Annotated in this window: 16 protein-coding genes, 1 tRNA gene and 1 other annotated feature; of the genes, 12 read left to right on the top strand and 5 right to left on the bottom strand. The window is 42.6% G+C overall.

Going from position 1 to position 18430, the window contains the following annotated elements:
* Window positions 1-93: 93 nt before the first annotated feature.
* The gene (locus ACM0OX_RS15330) at window positions 94-633 is read right to left on the bottom strand and encodes a DUF3172 domain-containing protein (RefSeq protein WP_414515841.1); all 540 of its coding nucleotides are present in this window, start codon (window positions 631-633) and stop codon (window positions 94-96) included.
* Window positions 634-989: 356 nt separating this feature from the next.
* Between ACM0OX_RS15330 and ACM0OX_RS15325 the strand changes: the two genes are divergently transcribed.
* Window positions 990-1817, top strand: coding sequence for an ABC transporter permease (locus tag ACM0OX_RS15325; RefSeq protein WP_414515840.1), 828 nt, complete (start codon window positions 990-992; stop codon window positions 1815-1817).
* Between the two features lie 8 nt (window positions 1818-1825).
* On the opposite strand, the gene ACM0OX_RS15320 is transcribed toward ACM0OX_RS15325, so the two are convergent.
* The gene (locus ACM0OX_RS15320; protein WP_414515838.1) at window positions 1826-2356 is read right to left on the bottom strand and encodes a hypothetical protein; all 531 of its coding nucleotides are present in this window, start codon (window positions 2354-2356) and stop codon (window positions 1826-1828) included.
* Between the two features lie 347 nt (window positions 2357-2703).
* Between ACM0OX_RS15320 and ACM0OX_RS15315 the strand changes: the two genes are divergently transcribed.
* Window positions 2704-3360, top strand: a complete 657-nt coding sequence (locus tag ACM0OX_RS15315; RefSeq protein WP_414515836.1) for a hypothetical protein — start codon at window positions 2704-2706, stop codon at window positions 3358-3360.
* 91 nt (window positions 3361-3451) lie between these two features.
* Here the strand turns inward: ACM0OX_RS15315 and ACM0OX_RS15310 are convergent, their stop codons facing one another.
* A complete protein-coding gene (locus ACM0OX_RS15310; RefSeq protein WP_414515835.1) occupies window positions 3452-4510 on the bottom strand; it encodes a glycosyltransferase family 4 protein in 1059 nt (352 codons plus the stop codon).
* 642 nt (window positions 4511-5152) lie between these two features.
* Complete coding sequence (locus tag ACM0OX_RS15305) at window positions 5153-6211, bottom strand: glycosyltransferase family 2 protein (RefSeq protein WP_414515833.1); 1059 nt, start codon at window positions 6209-6211, stop codon at window positions 5153-5155.
* Window positions 6212-6364: 153 nt separating this feature from the next.
* On the opposite strand from ACM0OX_RS15305, the gene rplS reads away from it, so the two are divergent.
* The 9 genes from rplS to mgtA all read left to right on the top strand — a co-directional run bounded on the left by rplS (window position 6365) and on the right by mgtA (window position 13406).
* Window positions 6365-6727 (top strand): 50S ribosomal protein L19, encoded by a 363-nt coding sequence (gene rplS / locus ACM0OX_RS15300; RefSeq protein ID WP_094348921.1) that lies wholly within the window; start codon window positions 6365-6367, stop codon window positions 6725-6727.
* A 153-nt stretch (window positions 6728-6880) separates the two neighbouring features.
* Window positions 6881-6953, top strand: a tRNA-Trp gene (locus ACM0OX_RS15295).
* A 188-nt stretch (window positions 6954-7141) separates the two neighbouring features.
* Window positions 7142-7363, top strand: coding sequence for a preprotein translocase subunit SecE (gene secE, locus ACM0OX_RS15290; RefSeq protein ID WP_414515832.1), 222 nt, complete (start codon window positions 7142-7144; stop codon window positions 7361-7363).
* Window positions 7363-8013, top strand: coding sequence for a transcription termination/antitermination protein NusG (nusG, locus tag ACM0OX_RS15285; RefSeq protein ID WP_094348919.1), 651 nt, complete (start codon window positions 7363-7365; stop codon window positions 8011-8013). Before secE ends, nusG begins: the two co-directional genes overlap by 1 nt.
* A 6-nt stretch (window positions 8014-8019) precedes the next feature.
* The gene (rplK, locus tag ACM0OX_RS15280; RefSeq protein ID WP_099102703.1) at window positions 8020-8445 is read left to right on the top strand and encodes a 50S ribosomal protein L11; all 426 of its coding nucleotides are present in this window, start codon (window positions 8020-8022) and stop codon (window positions 8443-8445) included.
* 130 nt (window positions 8446-8575) lie between these two features.
* Window positions 8576-9289, top strand: coding sequence for a 50S ribosomal protein L1 (gene rplA / locus ACM0OX_RS15275; RefSeq protein WP_414515830.1), 714 nt, complete (start codon window positions 8576-8578; stop codon window positions 9287-9289).
* A gap of 70 nt (window positions 9290-9359) precedes the next feature.
* Window positions 9360-9527, top strand: a sequence feature (ribosomal protein L10 leader region).
* Window positions 9528-9589: 62 nt separating this feature from the next.
* Window positions 9590-10204, top strand: coding sequence for a 50S ribosomal protein L10 (gene rplJ / locus ACM0OX_RS15270; protein WP_334900145.1), 615 nt, complete (start codon window positions 9590-9592; stop codon window positions 10202-10204).
* A 93-nt stretch (window positions 10205-10297) separates the two neighbouring features.
* Window positions 10298-10690, top strand: coding sequence for a 50S ribosomal protein L7/L12 (gene rplL / locus ACM0OX_RS15265; RefSeq protein WP_334840076.1), 393 nt, complete (start codon window positions 10298-10300; stop codon window positions 10688-10690).
* Between the two features lie 100 nt (window positions 10691-10790).
* On the top strand, window positions 10791-13406 hold the full coding sequence (gene mgtA, locus ACM0OX_RS15260) for a magnesium-translocating P-type ATPase (protein WP_414515828.1): 2616 nt from the start codon (window positions 10791-10793) through the stop codon (window positions 13404-13406).
* A 914-nt stretch (window positions 13407-14320) separates the two neighbouring features.
* Here the strand turns inward: mgtA and ACM0OX_RS15255 are convergent.
* Entirely contained in the window at window positions 14321-16084 is a 1764-nt protein-coding gene (locus ACM0OX_RS15255; protein WP_414515826.1) for a Rieske (2Fe-2S) protein, read from the bottom strand.
* Window positions 16085-16562: 478 nt separating this feature from the next.
* On the opposite strand from ACM0OX_RS15255, the gene ACM0OX_RS15250 reads away from it, so the two are divergent.
* On the top strand, window positions 16563-18203 hold the full coding sequence (locus ACM0OX_RS15250; protein ID WP_414515825.1) for a metallophosphoesterase: 1641 nt from the start codon (window positions 16563-16565) through the stop codon (window positions 18201-18203).
* Window positions 18204-18430: the final 227 nt, after the last annotated feature.

The following is an 18430-nucleotide window of genomic DNA, read 5'->3' as shown; positions in this document are numbered from 1 at the left end:
TCACCTATCACCTGTCACCTATCACCTGTCACCTATCACCTGTCACCTATCACCTATCACCTGTCACCTCTTCCCTAACCTCAATACCCAAATCTAAAATCTATCCGTTTCTTGAGGTGTTCCAACTGCTCCCGGTTGAGCGGTGAAGAAGTTTTGAGCAGCTTCATTCTGATATATACATCTAATATCAGGTTGTCCACTGTCCAAGTTACCTGTGAAACCAAAGGTGTTCAGGCGATTTTTGCACTCATTTACCTGCTCAGATGTCACTAGCTTACGTTGCTCTAAAAGCGCCCAGTTATTTTGTCGGATTACGCATCCAGGACGCATACTAGGCTGGGCAACATAGACATTGAAGGGGTTGAGAGTGACGAACAGTCTAGCGTCCATCACCATTGCGCTGGCTCCGTACTGCACACAAATTTCCGGGTTCGGTGCTTTGGTGTCTATAAATTCACGGGAAGCCACATTTGATGGGGCCAATGTGGTTGTAGAACTAAAAGCAATGCCAATCCCAATTCCCAAAATCAACACCCCTCCCATAATTGCGATGGTGGTGAAGTTAAATAGAGGGGATTGGAAAATAGAGGGTTTAGGAGTAGTAGCCGATCTACCAGTAGATTTACGTCTCATTGTTGCTTAATCACCTTCACGCCGATTTGGGAGGGAGTGGTCTAAAGTTTTTTCTCCCTCTTTCAGTATGCCTATTCTTGACTGTAATTGCCTGTGATTTTCTCTGCGATATTTTTGTTAAATGATAAAAATACTAGTTTATCTAGATATTGGGACAAAATTTTAATACTTTTAATTGTTATCAGATATAGCTAATTTACTTTTCACAATTGAGCTAGTCAGAATGCTTAAACTATCTAACTTTTGTTGTTACTTTTCAATTTTTCGGATGAGATATTTTTGTTACCCCTAGTAATTGATGTGTAAAACAATGTAAATTAACATTTAATGAAATTTTAATAAGTAATTGAAAGCAAGTGACATTTCAAAGAGCGCTATCTTCGGGCAAGAGGTTCAAAACTTCGCAACTTCAAATCTTCCTAGCTGATAGTCTGACTATTTTTTGGGGAGATTGGTTAGATTTACGCGCGAGAATTTTACCTGTTGCGGCATCAGGCTTAATATCGCCACTGATATATATTTTAGCTTTTGGCTTGGGTTTGGGTAGTTCCATCAAACCCGGTTCGGGAATTAGTGGTAATTATGACAACTATTTGGAATTTATATTACCGGGAATGGTGGCTCTGTCGTCGATGACGGTTAGCTTTGCTGGAACGACATTTTCAATTTGTGGAGACAGACTATTTACCAAAACCTTTGAGGAATTGTTGTTAACTCCCATAAACCCCTTAGCTTTGTACATCGGTAAAATGCTGGCGGGAGTCGTGCGGGGTTTGATGACTTCCGGTTCCGTGATTTTGGTAGCGCTGCTGTTTAGTGGAAACTGGAATTTTCTCAACCCACTGTTTTTACTGTTAGTGGTGCTGAATTGTGCGGTATTTGCTGGATTAGGGGTGATTATAGGGTTGAGTGTGCGATCGCTCGAATCAGTCGGACTTTACAATAATTTTATCATTATCCCCATGTCGTTCTTAGGAGCGACTTTTTTTGACCCTGCTACATTACCAGCTGCTCTCAAAGTTTTAGTTTACCTACTACCACTAACCTACACCAGCATTGGATTGCGTGCAGTTGCCCATCTACCCTTGTCTCAGTTTCCTTGGTACAGCATACCGATTTTGCTGGCGATCGCGATCGCTCTTTCTCTTTGGGGTGGTTATAAGTTTGCTCATCAGCAAGATTAAAGCGTTGATTACAACTTGTGCTTTAACTGTTGAATTTTCTGTAAAACTTTTTCCCGATGCTGCGTCAGCTTGATCCATCGCGGTAAGCGACTGGCAAGACTGCCATTGTGCCAGCCTAATGACTCATCTGGCAAGCGTTCTCGCAACCTCGATTGAACATAGCTTTCCAGAAAGTTCAAATGTGCTTCATTATATGCCCATAGTACCTGACCGCAACAAGAGATTTGTAGCCACAGGGGCAAGCCAAAAAAATGGTCTAATATTTCATCGCTGGAATTTCTTTTATTCCTGTAATTGTTCTGCCACACTAGCAATGCGGCTTTTCGATTACCATCTTTTGACTGTTGTTTTGTATAGCTACAGTGCTGACAGGTAATTTTTTTGATGGAATTGAGACTTGATTCTTCAGAGCTTACAGTCAATATCTTGGCAATGGGTAGGTGCAGCCCGTCGTAGGCATCGCATTGGGGACAACATACTAAAATTTCTTGCTCAAAATCAGCAAGCCGTTTGCCATAGTCTCTAAATCTTATAACCATTTCATCTCAAACCTACTATGTTGTAGCGTCCCATTAAGACAAAATAAACCACAGTTCATTAGCAGTCAGGGTAATTACTTATGATTCACATATTGTCTAATCTGTCAATGTATAAGTTCTAATTTGGATTTTTTATAAAGATTGCGTGAAATTACTAGTTATCATGATAAAGCATTACAAGAATTGCTTTATAAATCAACCTATGAGTAGATATCAACTCAGTGAGCAAAAACACATTAACCACTATTTATCTAGCAGATAGATAGCAGTTTCAAAGTGAGTTTTTGCTGTTTGATTTAAACCATACGGTGTAGCATTCTGCGAATCAATATCCAAAGGACACAAATATGACTAGAATTGCCACAAAAATAGCCTTGTCTGTTCTCGGAACGGCAGGAATTAGTTTTTTGTCTTCGATACCAGCAAGAGCCGTCATCTTTGTAGAACCCATTGTGACGACTAAAAATCAAGCCATACTCGATATAAAAAAACCAAGAACCCTTACAGGTTTTTTACCAGGGGAAGTAATAGAATATGGTGTTCCAGATGTAGCTAATAACTTTGTAAATGCTACCGGATACGATATAAATAGCTTGGTCTTTGATTTAAAAACGCTGTCCTATAGTAATCCGAATTCTACTCCACCATTTGATAATGAAACAGTGGAGTGGGGAGATGTTAATGGAGATGGGAAGATTGGTAACTCTGCTAATCCCGATCTCAAGGATATTTTTACAGACATTACCATTGCTGGTAGTACTGTCACTTTTAGTGGTGGCGTCATCCCAAACGGAAGCTTGTTTTACAATCCATTCGCTAGCCTGCCTAATCTAGCGCCAGGTGCTGGAATCATTCCACCAATTCCAGCAGACCAAGAAGATAAAGATGGGCCGATTAGAGTGGCTGCTTATTACACGGCTGTTCCTGAATCAACTAACGTTTTGGGCGTACTGGTTTTTGGCGCTTTAGGCGTAGCTTTAAAATTAAAGCGATCGCTCTGTTAAAGGGAACAGGGGGCAGGGAGATGAGGGGACAAAGGAACAAAGGGACAAGGAGATAAAACTCCTAACTCCTAACTCCTAACTCCTAACGCCCTCATTCTGTAATTAACTCCCGATACACTGTCATTGTTTCCTGATGGACGCGGGTAACACTCAGCCTCTCTAGGTTTTTCTTTGCCCGCTGTTTCCACTCTTGCAGCATCTCGGCATTACTCAGTAATTGCACTAAAACCCCAGCTAAAGCATGACTATCTTTTGCTGGCACTAAAAGACCTGCTCGCCCGTTGTCTAAAGCTTCAGGAATCCCGTCTACCTGAGTGCCGACGATCGCAGTTCCAGTTTCCCTAGCTTCCGAAAGTACCAAAGGGCAAGGGTCGCGGTGGGAAGCTAGCACAAATATGTCACAAGATATCAAATAGCGTTGAGGTTCTGGTTGGAAGCCTTCAAAATGAATGCGTTCCTTTACAGAAGTTGCTTGTGCCTGTGCCTCAAATAGCTGTTTATCAGGGCCATTTCCTACCAAATAAAGATGGGCTTGGGGAAAATCTGAGGCAATTTGTTCAAAGGCAGCAATTAACTCAGCAATTCCCTTGCGTTGATACATTCCGGCTACGGTAGCGATCGCTGGATGCTGTAATGGTAAAGGTAGATAATGTTGTATCTGTCTAGTGCGGGGACTACCTAAAGTGCCGTTACATACCACCCGCAACTTGTTTTCTGGAATACCACGCCTAATCATAGAATCACATACAGCCTGACTAACAGCAATTACTCTGTCAGCTAAACCCATCAGCAGGCTGGCACGCTGAAATTCGTTGTGGACTGTAGAAACTAAAGCATATTTGTTTCCTTTAAAAATGCGTGCTAATATTACCCCCGTCATCATGTGAGCATGAACAATATCCGGCTGAAATTCAGCTGCGATCGCTCGGTAACGTATAGCTGCTTTAATCGTATTTAGCGGTTTCCTGCTTTGGTCTAAGTAGTAATGTTTGACACCACAAATATCTAGTAAAGCCTCATATTCCCCACCAGCAGAAACAACCGCAACCTCATAACCAGATTTTGCCTGTAGACAAGCCAGATCCACAGCCACATTCACAATACCGTTACCTATTTCTTGAACGTGGTTCAAAATATGTATGATTCGCATAATCTTTGAGATGTATATAAAAAATAAAGATAAGTAACCGAGTGTAAATCAACCAACATAATTATTGAGGTCTTCAGCGACAACTCAAAAGTATTCAGTAGTGCGTAAAATTAACCACTTTCTACTGATTAAGAGCGCTTATTACCAGTTACTTAGCTTAAAGACTTATTCAGTAACAGCTCGATAAATCGGGGTAAAACTTCAAAATTCTGAAGACTAAATCTGTTATCTCAAATTTTATATTTCCCAATACTTAGTATCGAAACTCTAGTACAGCACACCAGCCCAACCAGAGAATAAAACTTTATAACAACAGCAATTTGCTTAATGATAAATAAAGAAATTAATGGTAACAAATAATTCATTATTACTGTTAACAATTGTGTGAAAGCCCAGTCATGATAAAGCTTCAGTCAGTTTTAGTTGAACTCATAACCTTAGTTTTAGGTGACAAAATGGCAACGTTACATACTTCACACTTCTAATCCAATTCCACAATTCCCACCTCATATACACATAACCTGGTCTGATGGCAAAATATCATTTTTGCAATCAGGTAGTTCTTTATTATTCTTTTTACACCTTGGTGACTTGGGATAATTTCAGTGCGACAAATCTCGTAGTTGGTAGTAACTTCTTCGTTTAGTGCTGAGAGTTCGACTGAGCGCTCACAGGCAATTCTACCAGTGGCACAGAATCTAATTCTAAATTCTGAAGACTGGCGCTTTTATTCTGGGAATTTTGCCAGACATCATAGTAAAACTCAATCAATACAAGTTTACGAACCTGAGAATTGTTTCCCTGAGAGCGGCGTGATGAAATAGCAGCTAGCAAAAACTTCCAAGACCGAGGAGAAAGTATAGATGGATCTATCATTGAAAGAAAACTCTTGAGATTTTTTTGCTTCAGTGCAACTAAAATCCAATGGAGTTTCAGGTAATTTTTTATATCCTGAAAAACAGGAATCTTTGAGCGATGTTGCTCATTTACCAAAGCGTAAATTTTCTCCTTCATCAAAATATTTGTCGCCAACCGCCGAGGCAAAGAAAACTTTTGATTATAAGCACCCGGCCAGATAGTGCGGTAAGCAAGACACTGGTTGAAGAAAATAGCATCACCAAACTGAGCAATCCGAATCCAGGAATCGATGTCATCACAGTTAGCATCAAGTGTGGAATCCCAACCGCCGCTTTGTAGGAAAGCATCACGTCGACAAGCTACTTGTACAGGTGTGCCAAAGGGTACAAGCTCTAAAAGCATCCCGTAGTGAATATCGGCTTGGGGGATATAAAAAGCTAAACCGGGGCCAACTTGGGGGGTGCGAGAGAGTTCAACTTCATTGCCATCCACCTGAGCTGCCACACAAGAGCAGATTACAGCATCGCGACGAAGTGCGATCGCCTTGACCATCTCTTCTATACAGTTAGGCGCTAAATAGTCATCATCATCTAAAAACTTAATCCAGTCGCCGCTAGCTTTAGCAACTCCAGCATTCACCGTTGCTGCATGACCAACGTTGACTTCGTTACGATGATAAACAACCTTGTCCCCTAAGCTTTTGAGATAGGTTTGGGTGTCATCAGAAGAACAATCGTCAGCAACAACCACCTCGCACTCCATTGTTTGGTTACGAGCCGAATCAATTGCTCTTTTCAGCAAATTCAAGCGATTATAGGTACTGATGACGATACTAAATTTCATAAATTTTTCCTTTGTAGTACGGCATTCTGCAATATAGCTTCGATCTTTAAGCTGTTGTATCAGTACAATTATCAATCCTAACAAGTAGACTGAAATAGGATTATCGATTTATCATTGATGATCGTGGGTTTTTTTTAAGCAGACAGAAAGACTATGAACGCTCAAGAGATCATCCGCTCCATTGAAGCGGAACAGATAAAATCGAATCTGCCCGACATTTATGTGGGCGACACTGTAAAAGTGGGAGTGAAAATCAAAGAAGGCGAAAAATACCGCGTGCAACCCTACGAGGGAGTTGTGATTGCCAAGCGCAATGGCGGCATCAACGAAACTATTACAGTTCGTAAGGTTTTTCAAGGCGTGGGCGTTGAGCGGGTATTTCTGTTGCATTCTCCCCGGATTGACAGCATTAAAGTGTTGCGTCGCGGTAAAGTCCGCCGTGCTAAACTGTATTATCTCCGCGATCGCGTAGGTAAAGCAACCCGAATCAAGCAACGGTTTGACCGCCCTTTGTGATTCGTCCTTCAATCATTATGGGAGAAATCTCAAGCTGCAAGCGGCATCTGCCGCTGACTTGTTTTCCCGACAAAATTAAGGTATGATATAAATCGCATATTGCGTTAAACTAAAATTTAGTTCAGCGCAATCACTGAATCAAAAACAGCTTGTGCGCTCTTAGTTCAGTTGGTAGAACGCAGGTCTCCAAAACCTGATGTCGGGGGTTCAAGTCCTCCAGGGCGCGCTCAAGAGCAAAAAACAAAGCCCGAAATAATTACGCAGCTGCTAATATAGCAGTTAGCGCTAATAATTTCGGGTAAACTTATTGTATTTGCAGTTGTTTTGCTTCCACTAAGTGAAATAGAGTCGAAACTGCAAAACCTAGATGACAATTAAACAGGATCTAGTATAAGAAACGGGGGATAAACGGTCGTGGCCAAAAAAAGTGAAGCAGAATTGCCAGAAACCGAAAATGGGTTTAGCTTTGGCAACTTCATACAGGGAACCAAAGAAGAACTTGAAAAAGTAGTTTGGCCCAGTCGGAAACAGATAGTGAGCGAATCCGCCGCTGTGTTGTTAATGGTGGCACTTTCCGCATCTTTGATATACTTGGTCGATGGATTGTTTCATTGGGCAGCAAAACAGGTGTTCTAATGAGTTTTGCAACAGATGAACCACGCAACTCAATGTTGCAGTCAGAAGAAACAGCAGAAGCAGCAGAAGCAGCAGAAGCAGCGTCAAAAGAAGCACGCTGGTATGCAGTACAAGTAGCTTCAGGCTGTGAAAAGCGTGTAAAGACTAACTTAGAGCAACGCATTCAAACTTTTGATGTAGCTGACAAAATTATCCAGGTAGAAATTCCGCAGACGCCAGCGGTGAAAATCCGTAAAGATGGCAGTCGCCAGCATACAGAAGAAAAAGTTTTCCCTGGTTATGTGCTGGTAAGGATGATGATGGATGATGATACTTGGCAGGTGGTACGCAACACCTCTCATGTAATTAACTTTGTCGGTTCAGAACAAAAACGTGGTAGCAGTAAGGGTCGCGGTCATGTCAACCCCATACCACTGAGTTCTTCAGAAGTTGAACGTATATTCAAACAAACCAGCGAACAAGAAGCTGTTGTCAAAATTGACATGGCTACTGGTGATAAGATAATGGTGCTTTCTGGTCCATTTAAAGACTTTGAAGGCGAGGTAATTGAAGTCTCTCCAGAACGGAGTAAACTTAAAGCCTTGCTCTCAATTTTCGGCAGGGATACACCAGTAGAATTGGAATTTAATCAGGTAGAGAAACAGAGTTAAATACAAATGGCGAAGAAAGTAGTGGCGGTCATTAAACTGGCCTTGAATGCTGGAAAAGCCAACCCAGCACCGCCAGTTGGGCCCGCCTTGGGTCAACATGGTGTCAACATCATGATGTTTTGTAAAGAGTACAACGCCAAAACAGCAGACCAAGCTGGAATGGTGATACCTGTAGAAATTTCGGTTTTTGAAGACCGGAGTTTTACATTCGTACTCAAAACGCCACCCGCATCAGTACTGATTCGGAAGGCGGCGAAAGTTGAAAAAGGCTCGAATGAACCCAACAAAAAGAAGGTTGGGTCAATAACCAAAGCACAATTGCAAGAAATAGCCCAAACCAAACTCCCCGACCTCAATGCCAACGATATCGAAGCGGCAATGAAGATTGTGGCAGGAACGGCTAAAAATATGGGTGTAACCGTCACAGACTAAGAAAGTTATGAGTTATGAGTTATGAGTTATGAGTTTTAAATTAGTAACTCCTCATTCCTAACTTCCTAATCTAAAATCCAAAATTTTATCGGGGGAGAGGCAAGGCTTCGGAATTACCCCAGGAGAACAAATGCCAAAAATATCGCGTCGTTTGCAGGGTCTGCAAGCAAAAGTAGAAGAAAAAGATTATCATCCCCTAGAGGCTTTAGCCCTTCTTAAAGACACAGCAACAGCTAAATTTACCGAAGCTGCGGAAGCGCATATCCGATTGGGAATTGACCCGAAGTATACAGACCAACAGTTGCGGACAACGGTAGCACTGCCCAAAGGTACAGGACAAATCGTTCGGGTGGCGGTGATAGCCAGAGGCGAAAAGGTAAACGAAGCCAGCAGTGCTGGTGCTGATTTAGTTGGGTCAGAAGAACTGATTGACGAAATCCAGAAAGGTAGAATGGATTTTGACAAGCTGATTGCCACACCCGATGTAATGCCACAGGTGGCAAAGCTGGGTAAGTTGCTTGGGCCGCGTGGTTTGATGCCATCGCCCAAGGGTGGAACCGTAACATTTGACTTAGCAGGTGCGATCGCAGAATTCAAAGCAGGTAAATTAGAATTCCGGGCCGATCGAACTGGTATTGTCCATGTTATGTTTGGTAAGACAACCTTCTCGCCCGAAGATTTGTTAGTCAACCTGAAGGCATTGCAGGAGACGATTGACCGTAACCGTCCTTCAGGAGCTAAAGGTCGTTATTGGCGCACATTTTATGTGTCAGCCACTATGGGGCCATCAATTAAAGTTGATATCAGTGCCCTACGAGATTTGAAACTGAGCCAAGCAGGTTAATAAGAGTTATGAGTTATAAGTTAGGAGTTAAGAATAAAACTTCTAACTCCTAACTACTCACTCCTAACTTTAAATTAAATAGGCAAAGCCGGAGACAGCAGGTGCTAATAACTTAATATCCTGCCGAGGTTAAAACTCTAATTGTCAAAATTACCACCCATAAAGGTGTGATAACTATGGCGTCAAGAGTCTTACTACTCAACCCCGGCTAAGTTAGCTGGGGTTTGTTGTTTGGGTTCAGGTTGAGAAAAAACACACAACTAGGGCACTTCCCCGTTGTTTTAAGGAGGTGAGATTGGAATGGGTAGAACACTAGAAAATAAAAAAGAAATAGTAGCTGACCTCAAAGAAACTTTGAGTGCGTCAACTCTGGCACTGGTAATTGACTATCAGGGGCTAACAGTTTCGGAAATCACAGACTTACGGCGGCGGTTACGTCCCAGTGGCACTGTTTGTAAGGTGACGAAGAACACCTTAATGGGCATTGCCATCAAAGACGATGAAAAATGGCAGCCTTTGTCGGAATTGCTCAATGGTTCTTCCGCCTTTTTGCTGGTAAAAGAAGATTTTTCATCGGCAATTAAGGCATACCAAGAATTCCAAAAAGTTACCAAGAAGACAGAACTTCGCGGTGGTGTACTGGAAGGTCGCCTACTCAAAGAACCTGATGTCAAGGTACTAGGAGACTTGCCATCTAAGGAACAACTCATTGCACAAATTGCTGGGGCTATCAACGCTTTGGCTACCAAGATTGCTGTGGGTATCAACGAAGTTCCTGGTTCGCTGGCTCGCGCTTTGCAGGCTGTGGCCGACCAAGAGCAAAGTGGTGGTAGCACCGAAACCGCTGCTGTCCAAGATAGCGGCACCGAAAGCACTGCTGAAGGTGATAGTAGCACTGAAACTGCTGCTGAATAGACTTCGTGGTTCATCAGTCAAAAGTCAAAAGTCTATAGTTAAAGACTAATGACCCATGACAAATAAATAATCAAAATTACAGGAGTTATATCAATGTCTGCTGCAACCGATCAAATTTTAGAACAACTAAAAACTCTTTCTTTGCTGGAAGCTTCTGAGTTAGTCAAGCAAATTGAAGAAGCTTTTGGTGTAAGTGCTGCTGCACCTGTTGGTGGCATGATGATGATGCCTGGTGCTGGTGGTGCTGCTCCTGCTGAAGAAGCTGTTGAGCAAACCGAGTTTGAAGTGATTCTCGAATCAGTTCCAGCTGATAAAAAGATTGCCGTACTGAAGATTGTCCGGGAATTGACGGGTTTGGGTCTGAAAGAAGCTAAAGACTTGGTGGAAGCTGCGCCCAAGGCAGTTAAAGAAGGTATTGCTAAGGATGCCGCTGAAGATGCTAAGAAGCGCATCGAAGAAGCTGGCGGTAAGGTGACTGTTAAGTAATCACAATTCTATTACCAGTTTTTTATTAAGGAGCCTAACTTAGGCTCCTTTTTTTATCGTTCACACATTGAAACAGTTGACAAAATGACGGATCATCAAATTGCGGCAAAGATTCGACAGCAATTTGCCGAGTCGCGTTAGGCAGCCAAAAGATTTACCGCAAATCAAACCAATGAATCCCCAACTGTCCACGTTTTGGAGCTTATCCACGGATCGGGTGCTTCAGCAGATGCACTCTACAACCGCAGGGTTAAGCCGTCAAGATGCCAAACAACGCCTGAGTGAGTTCGGCGCAAACAGCCTCAAACAAAAACACAAATCAAGCGCATGGATGCTGTTACTCAATCAGTTCAAGAGTCCGATTATCTTGATTCTGATTTTTGCGGCGGTGCTATCGATTATTCTGAAAGATGCGGCAGATGCCATAATCATTTTGACGATCGTTTTCATTAGTGGGCTATTAGGATTTTGGCAAGAGCGAGGAGCCTCAAACGCCGTCGAAAAATTATTGGCATTGGTGAAAGTTAAAGCAACTGTTTTGAGAGATGGTCAATTTCAAGAAATCCCCAACGAGGAAGTGGTGAGGGGTGACATTGTATTGCTGAGTGCAGGTAAAAATATTCCGGGCGACTGTCTAGTTTTAGAGTCAAAAGACCTATCGGTGAATGAAGCAGCACTCACAGGAGAAACCTATCCAGTTGACAAGTTAAGTGGCATATTACCAGCTGAAACTGGACTAGGCCAACGTACCAATTCCCTGTATCTGGGAACTAATGTTATTAGTGGAACGGCAAAAGCTGTAGTCGTTCATACTGGAAAAGAAACTGAATTCGGCAAAGTATCGGAACGCCTGAAACTCAGACCTCTCGAAACCGAATTTGAAAGGGGACTGAGCAAGTTTGGCTACTTTCTGATGGAAGTAACGCTAATTTTGGTAGTGCTAATTTTTGTCGCTAATGTCTACCTCCATCGCCCAGTACTGGAATCCTTTCTATTTTCTCTGGCGCTGGCGGTAGGTTTGACTCCCCAACTGCTACCTGCGATCGTTAGCGTGAACCTGGCTCGTGGTGCCAAGAAAATGGCAAAAAAACAGGTGATCGTGAAGCGCTTACCTGCGATCGAAAACTTTGGCAGCATGAATGTGTTTTGCACCGATAAGACGGGGACGCTGACGGAAGGAGAGGTAAAAATTCACTCTGCGGTTAATGTCGACGGAAAAGAAAGCGATCGCGTAGACTCCCCGCAGGCCAATCGCGTTCTACTTTACGCTTATTTGAATGCCGCATCTGAGTCAGGTTATGTCAATCCCATTGATGCAGCGATTCGTGAATACAAAACATTCGATATTTCTGACTATCAAAAGCTAGATGAAGTGCCTTATGACTTTAACCGCAAACGTCTAAGCATCCTGTTTAAGACAGAAAGTACGCATCTGATTATCACTAAAGGCGCACTGAAAAATATTCTAGATGTTTGCTCAACCGTTGAGACTGCTGAGGGAAAAACAATTCCCATTGCAGATCAGCGACAAAAACTCCACCAACAGGCTGAAGATTTGGGCAGTAAGGGATTTAGAGCCTTGGGTGTGGCTTATCGTGATTTTAATCAAGATTCCTTCACCAAAGACGATGAAACGAACATGACATTTCTCGGCTACCTCGCTCTCTTCGATCCGCCAAAAGCTGGCATCGCTGACACTCTCAAAGAGTTGCAACTGCTAGGAATCACCCCGAAGATGATTACCGGAGACAGCAAGGCGGTTGCGATGAGTATCATTCAGCAGGTAGGACTGCCCGAACCCAAGGCGTTGACAGGCTCCGAACTAGAAAAGCTCAGTGATGAAGCCTTGATGCATCGAGTACAAAATACAAATGTCTTTGCTGAGGTAGAGCCAAACCAAAAAGAGCGCATCATCATCGCCCTTAAAAAAGCGGGGAATGTAGTTGGATATCTGGGAGACGGTATTAACGATGCCTCTGCGCTTCATGCTGCCGATGTTGGCATCTCGGTTGAGAGCGCAGTTGATGTCGCTAAGGAAGCTGCTGATATTGTGTTGATGGCAAAGGATTTGAATGTCCTCATTGAAGGCGTAAAGGAAGGACGGGTGACATTTGCCAACACTTTAAAGTATGTATTTATGGCAACTAGCGCCAATTTTGGCAATATGTTTAGTATGGCGGGAATTTCTCTGTTTCTGCCCTTTTTGCCGCTGCTACCCAGTCAGATTTTGCTGACGAACCTACTCACCGATTTCCCGGAATTGACGATCGCAACAGATCGGGTAGATAAGGAGTTAGTCAACAAACCTCGCCAAATGGATATCAAATTTATCCGCAACTTCATGATTGTGTTTGGTTTGTTGAGCTCAGTATTTGATTATCTCACCTTTGGGGCGCTGCTATTACTGCTACACGCTCAACCAGAACAGTTTAGAACAGGCTGGTTTCTGGAGTCTGCGATCTCTGCATCGCTGGTTGTGCTAGTCGTTCGTACCCGCCAATCCATTCTCAGCAGTAAGCCAGGAAAATACTTGTTAATGGCAACCCTGGCGACTATTGGAGTGACAATTATCATTCCCTGGACACCGTTGGCAACCCTGCTCGGATTTCAACCGTTGCCGTTGAGTTTTGTGCTGGTTCTGGGAGCAATCGTGCTGTTCTACGTGACTGCCGCTGAGAATGTCAAACGAGTGTTTTACAGCCACGTAAAATTTTAATCTCTCAGTTGATGGGGAAGCATAGCGGAAATAAGCCACCCATTTGAAAGCTTTTTAGTATGCCGCAAACGCGATCGCAACGCCGAACAAGCTTGGTGGGATGACGTGCGAATTGACGACTGGAACTATTCCCCTACTATCGATTATAGTATTTACATTGGAATAGTCTTATCAGCTTTACCTTACCGTTCTAAATGAAAGGTATCGCCTAGACTAAAACTAATATTGAATTAAGTAAAAATGCTTGATTACTTATGCAAAAGCTGCTTTTACTTTCTCAAAAGCAGCTTTTACTTTCGCATTTTAGTGTTTTCCACAAGCAAAAGCAGTTTTTACTTCTTCAAAAGCAGCTTTTAATCTTGCATTTTAGTGTTTTCCACAAACAAAAGCAGCTTTTAATCTCGCATTTTAGTGTTTTCCGCAAGCAAAAGCAGCTTTTAATCTTGCATTTTAGTGTTTTCCGCAAGCAAAAGCAGCTTTTACTTTCTTAAACCCCAGTTTGCTTACTCATTAGAGTAATTTACGCATTCATTTTGGTATATCATTGAGCCGAAAGCTGGCGTAGGCGTAGCCCGCACTTCTCTGCGTTCGCGCAGCGTGTCGCAGGCAAGTGGTACGACATGGTTCGACTGCGCTCACCAGCCGCTCAGTGACCATCGGAGACATTGCTCTAGAAAATAAGTGTAAATCGACAAGCATCGCTTAGTTTAAAAATGAGCATTACTCAAATAAATCAAATCCCTTTTCGTTTCTCAGCTTTCTGTCAAAAGTTGCTGTCCTCCTGCCTCATCCCAACTACAAATATTTACGCCGTTTTACTTAAAACACGCTTTATATCTCAATACAGTTCAGAATCAGCAACAAAACCCTCATGTAGAGACGCGATTTATCGCGTCTTAAAAGTGTAATGCCGGTCACGATTCTTCAAATAAACGATCGCCCTGATGTAAACGTTCCGCAATTTGATAAGTTTGTCCTTGAGATCGCATTGTCGGAGAATGAGCGGCTAAATACCGAGATGCGGCCACTAGTATATGAATTCCAGCCGAAGTTTGACCGAGGAAAGAATACTGACGAAAAGCGGCTTCCATTTCTTGAATGACATGAAAATCACGGTTTTCTCGCAGCATCAATTTCCCTAGTTTTGCCATCAGTCTTTCTGCGCTACCACCACTGTATAAATAATTAGCAACTAATTGCCCTGTCTGGTTTACTTGCTGCTGACGGTTTAATAAATCTGGTAGCTGCTGGAGTAATTGTTCGGGATTTTCCTTGATGTCTTTGGGTTCTGGCAGCCGTGCTGGTGGAACATTCAAAAAACGATTTAAATATACACTCATCGCCGCATCAAACACACCTCTTAATAGTTCGACTGTTGGTACTCTTCGTAAAGCTTGATGTACGGCATTTGCAAACGTAAATGGATGGTGGGCTGAATTCCAATCTCCAAAGTCATTATTAGTGTGGAAACGAGCTACTCGTAATGCTGCTGTATAAGTAACTACGCCAGCTAATTGTTCTTCAGTACAACCTGCTTTCAGTGCATTCAATAGCGAGTCTGCGATCGCTTGTGGGTCTTCACCTAATAAAATTGGTATTAGTTCATCTGCTTGTAACCAACTTCCTTGTCGAGATTTTCCCACACTTAATACAGTTGGTAATTGCTCAAAAGCCGACTCTAATATTGCCACCAAATCTACAGGGTAACGCCAAGAGTTGGATTCTTCCATCCGAGAGGCATTGGCTAAACCCGAAACTAGGCTAGCTAGAATTGATTCTGCTCCTTGCCAAGCTATAGTATCAAGTGCTTCTAATGCTTTATTGATAAAATCAACTGTATGCCCAATATCAAGATAGCGACGATCCGTGGCAGCACAGAAAAGGATATCTGCTATTTGCTTTGAATTAGCTCCGGAACGAACAGCAGATACTAAACATCTTTGTGCCGCTTCAGCATCCCGCACCTGAATAAATTGGCGAAACCAGCTTTTAAGAGTCGCCAAATCTACTTTCGAGTTGGGTAATGGGTGAACGACAAACTCCGGTGGCGCTCCCGCACTATCATTAGCTACTGCCGACAGTCCATGAAATAAAGCACGAGGTTTGTCTTCTACATCGAGATAAGGTAGTAGATTCATCATACAGGTGTGGATAGTCAAACCTGTACTCCAACCTGCTTTGTTATAACGAGTGCCAAATTCTAGCCCCATGAGAAATGGTTCTGTCGGGTTCACTCCTATATCTAAAAGTGCCAGCGTTGATTTTGCAATCACTAAAGAAATATTCTGCTCTAAACCATCTTGCAGACGTTGGCGGTGGTGAGTATGAGGGTTAACTGGTGGTGCTAAATTTACCCAAACTTCACCATCACGGATTTCTACCGGGAAACAAGGAACATCATCTGCCCACGAGTCAAAGGTTCCACCACTAGCAAGGTCAAAGCGGGCATAATGCCAAGGACAGGTAACAATACCATCTTTGCAAGTGCTTCCTTGTAAAGGAAAGCCCATGTGAGGACAACGGTTATCAATTGCGTAAACTGTATTATTTGAGTAAAACAAAGCAATCGTATGTTTTTCCTTATGGACTAACAAACTGCCTGCTGCCTGAACTTCTGCAAGTTGAGCAACACGGATATAATCGTCTGTTTTCTTCGCACCTTCAAATATTTGAGTCATTTAATTGCACGTAGGTAAATGTCAAAACCCTTATTTCTACTCTGGCAAAGTTTTTCAAATTTGAGCATTTATGCATTCTAATTTTTGTTAACTTATACCAATTCAAAAAATGTTTATTTTTTGCATTGGTATAAGTTGCTATTCCTCAGAGAATATCTGAGAAGTATCAAATATTTCTTGATCCCCCCTAACCCCCCTTAAAAAAGGGGGGAATAAGAGTCTTAAAGTCCCCCTTTTTAAGGGGGATTTAGGGGTATCTCCAAGGGTTAGATGTATACAAAAAAACTTTTCAGACATCCTCTCAAAGGTTTTCGGCACATTTCTTATAATAAAATGCCTTCAGTCGGTGAATACCCTAAAATTTGGTGTGTTACTCATGCTCAGACGCTTACGCAGCCGAAAAATTTCCTCAGTAGCTATGCTTGTGCTTGTTATATGCTTTACTCTGGTAGGTGTGCGTTCCTTTGGGCAAACAATTATGACATCAGCACCCCAACTACTCACCGACCCCTTTTTGCAATTGCCAACTGCAACTTCAGTACGAGTAGTCTGGTTTACTGAATTTGCTGGTGTTAATCACACAGTAACCTATGGGGAAAATCTCAAACAAACTGCTAGGGCAAGTACTACCAAACTCAGTCGCACGCGTGAAGACCAACAATCAAGAGTTGCAAACCAAACCCAAGACGGACAAGTTTATCAAAAACCCGTCCAACGCGACATTTGGCGACATGAGGCTGAGGTAACTGGGTTAACTCCTGGTATGCGGGTTAACTATCGTGTCACGAGCGTACAAGAAGACGGCAAAAGTGTTGACAGTGATGTTTTCAGCCTTGCAGCTACTCCCAAATCAGATACACCACTAAAAATTCTACTGACCTCAGATCATCAATTAAAGCCGATGACAGCGGCAAATCTGCAAAAGGTGGTAGAAACAGTGGGGCGAGTTGATGGCGTGTGGTTTGCCGGCGATTTGGTCAATGTTAGCGATCGCGCCTCAGAATGGTTTGATGATAATATCGGTGGTGCATTGTTTCCCGGTTTGCAAGGTCGTGCTAAATATGAAATGACCCACGACGGTGTTAAAACAACCTACACTGGTGGACAAATAATTCAACACGCACCCATGTTTACTTGCATTGGCAATCATGAGGTAATGGGGCGCTTTGCCAGAATGGGAAGTTTAAATGATGAATTTGATGATACAATTCCCCGTGTCGTTGCTCAAAAAATCTACCCAGATAAATCTTTAATCGATAATTCTTTTAATACTAATACCTACGAAGAGATTTTCTCTTTACCAAAAAGTAAAGAGGGTGGAAAAAGATATTATGCAGTTAGTTTTGGTGATACGCGTTTGGTGGTACTGTACGCTACGAATATGTGGCGGACTCCCAAGTTAAATGGAAAGCATAAGGGTAGATATCGAGAAGCTGAAAAGGATTTAAATAATCCTGAAAATTGGGGTTATGGACAAGTGATTTATGAGCCAATTGCTAAAGGCAGCAAGCAATATAATTGGCTAGAGTCGGAACTTAACAGCCCTGAGTTTCAACAAGCAAAATACAAAGTTGTGATGTTCCATCACCCACCCCATACTTTGGGTGATAATATAGTTCCTGCTTATACAGAACCAGTACAGATAATTGAACGGGATAGCGGCAATATCAAAGCAGTGCGTTACGAGTATCCCAAAGACGCAGATTATATTATCCGCGATGTTGTCCCAATACTTGAAGCAGCTAATGTGCAATTGGTATTTTATGGGCATTCCCATTTGTGGAACCGCTTTATTAGTCCCAGTGGAATGCACTTTCTAGAAACATCTAATGTAGGTAATACTTACGGTGCTGCTTGGGGTGATAGAAAGCGAGAAGTACCAATTGGATATCAAGAGGATTATGTTAAGCTTGGCGATCCCAATGGGTTAGAACCGATAGTGCCAACAATTGCCCCCTTGCTGGGTGAAGATGGAAAGCCGATGCCTTATATTGCGAGTAATGATATTACAGTTTTCAGTATCTTCGATACGGGGACGGGTACGATCAGTAGTTATCGTTTTGATACTCGCAAACCTGATTCGGAAGTTTTGAAGTTTGACGAATTTAAGTTGAAATAATGGGGTAAGACATCTGTCATTGGTGTCAACTTAACGTAAAAGTCATCATAGAAACAGCTTTTAGATTGTCTCGTTCTCAGTCTCCGACTGGGAATGCCGTCCTAGAGGCTTCGCCTCTCTTGCTGGCGGCAGAGCCGCAATTGAAGTGCATTTCCAGCCCAGAGGCTGGAAACGAGGTTTTAAAGGGATTTGGGCTTAAGTTGATACCAATGTACATCTGTGCGTCC

The sequence above is a fragment of the Nostoc sp. PCC 9305 genome (genome assembly GCF_963920915.1).
Taxonomy (GTDB): Bacteria; Cyanobacteriota; Cyanobacteriia; order Cyanobacteriales; family Nostocaceae; genus Nostoc.
Note: the sequence above shows the minus strand (reverse complement) of the source record. Positions and strands in the feature narration are given on the sequence as shown.

Coding starts and splice junctions, on each gene's coding strand:
- ACM0OX_RS15330 (WP_414515841.1), bottom strand. CDS start 633: ATGAGACGTAAATCTACTGGTAGATCGGCTACTACTCCTAAACCCTCT.
- ACM0OX_RS15320 (WP_414515838.1), bottom strand. CDS start 2,356: ATGGTTATAAGATTTAGAGACTATGGCAAACGGCTTGCTGATTTTGAG.
- ACM0OX_RS15315 (WP_414515836.1), top strand. CDS start 2,704: ATGACTAGAATTGCCACAAAAATAGCCTTGTCTGTTCTCGGAACGGCA.
- ACM0OX_RS15310 (WP_414515835.1), bottom strand. CDS start 4,510: ATGCGAATCATACATATTTTGAACCACGTTCAAGAAATAGGTAACGGT.
- ACM0OX_RS15305 (WP_414515833.1), bottom strand. CDS start 6,211: ATGAAATTTAGTATCGTCATCAGTACCTATAATCGCTTGAATTTGCTG.
- rplS (WP_094348921.1), top strand. CDS start 6,365: ATGAACGCTCAAGAGATCATCCGCTCCATTGAAGCGGAACAGATAAAA.
- nusG (WP_094348919.1), top strand. CDS start 7,363: ATGAGTTTTGCAACAGATGAACCACGCAACTCAATGTTGCAGTCAGAA.
- rplK (WP_099102703.1), top strand. CDS start 8,020: ATGGCGAAGAAAGTAGTGGCGGTCATTAAACTGGCCTTGAATGCTGGA.
- rplA (WP_414515830.1), top strand. CDS start 8,576: ATGCCAAAAATATCGCGTCGTTTGCAGGGTCTGCAAGCAAAAGTAGAA.
- rplJ (WP_334900145.1), top strand. CDS start 9,590: ATGGGTAGAACACTAGAAAATAAAAAAGAAATAGTAGCTGACCTCAAA.
- rplL (WP_334840076.1), top strand. CDS start 10,298: ATGTCTGCTGCAACCGATCAAATTTTAGAACAACTAAAAACTCTTTCT.
- ACM0OX_RS15255 (WP_414515826.1), bottom strand. CDS start 16,084: ATGACTCAAATATTTGAAGGTGCGAAGAAAACAGACGATTATATCCGT.
- ACM0OX_RS15250 (WP_414515825.1), top strand. CDS start 16,563: ATGACATCAGCACCCCAACTACTCACCGACCCCTTTTTGCAATTGCCA.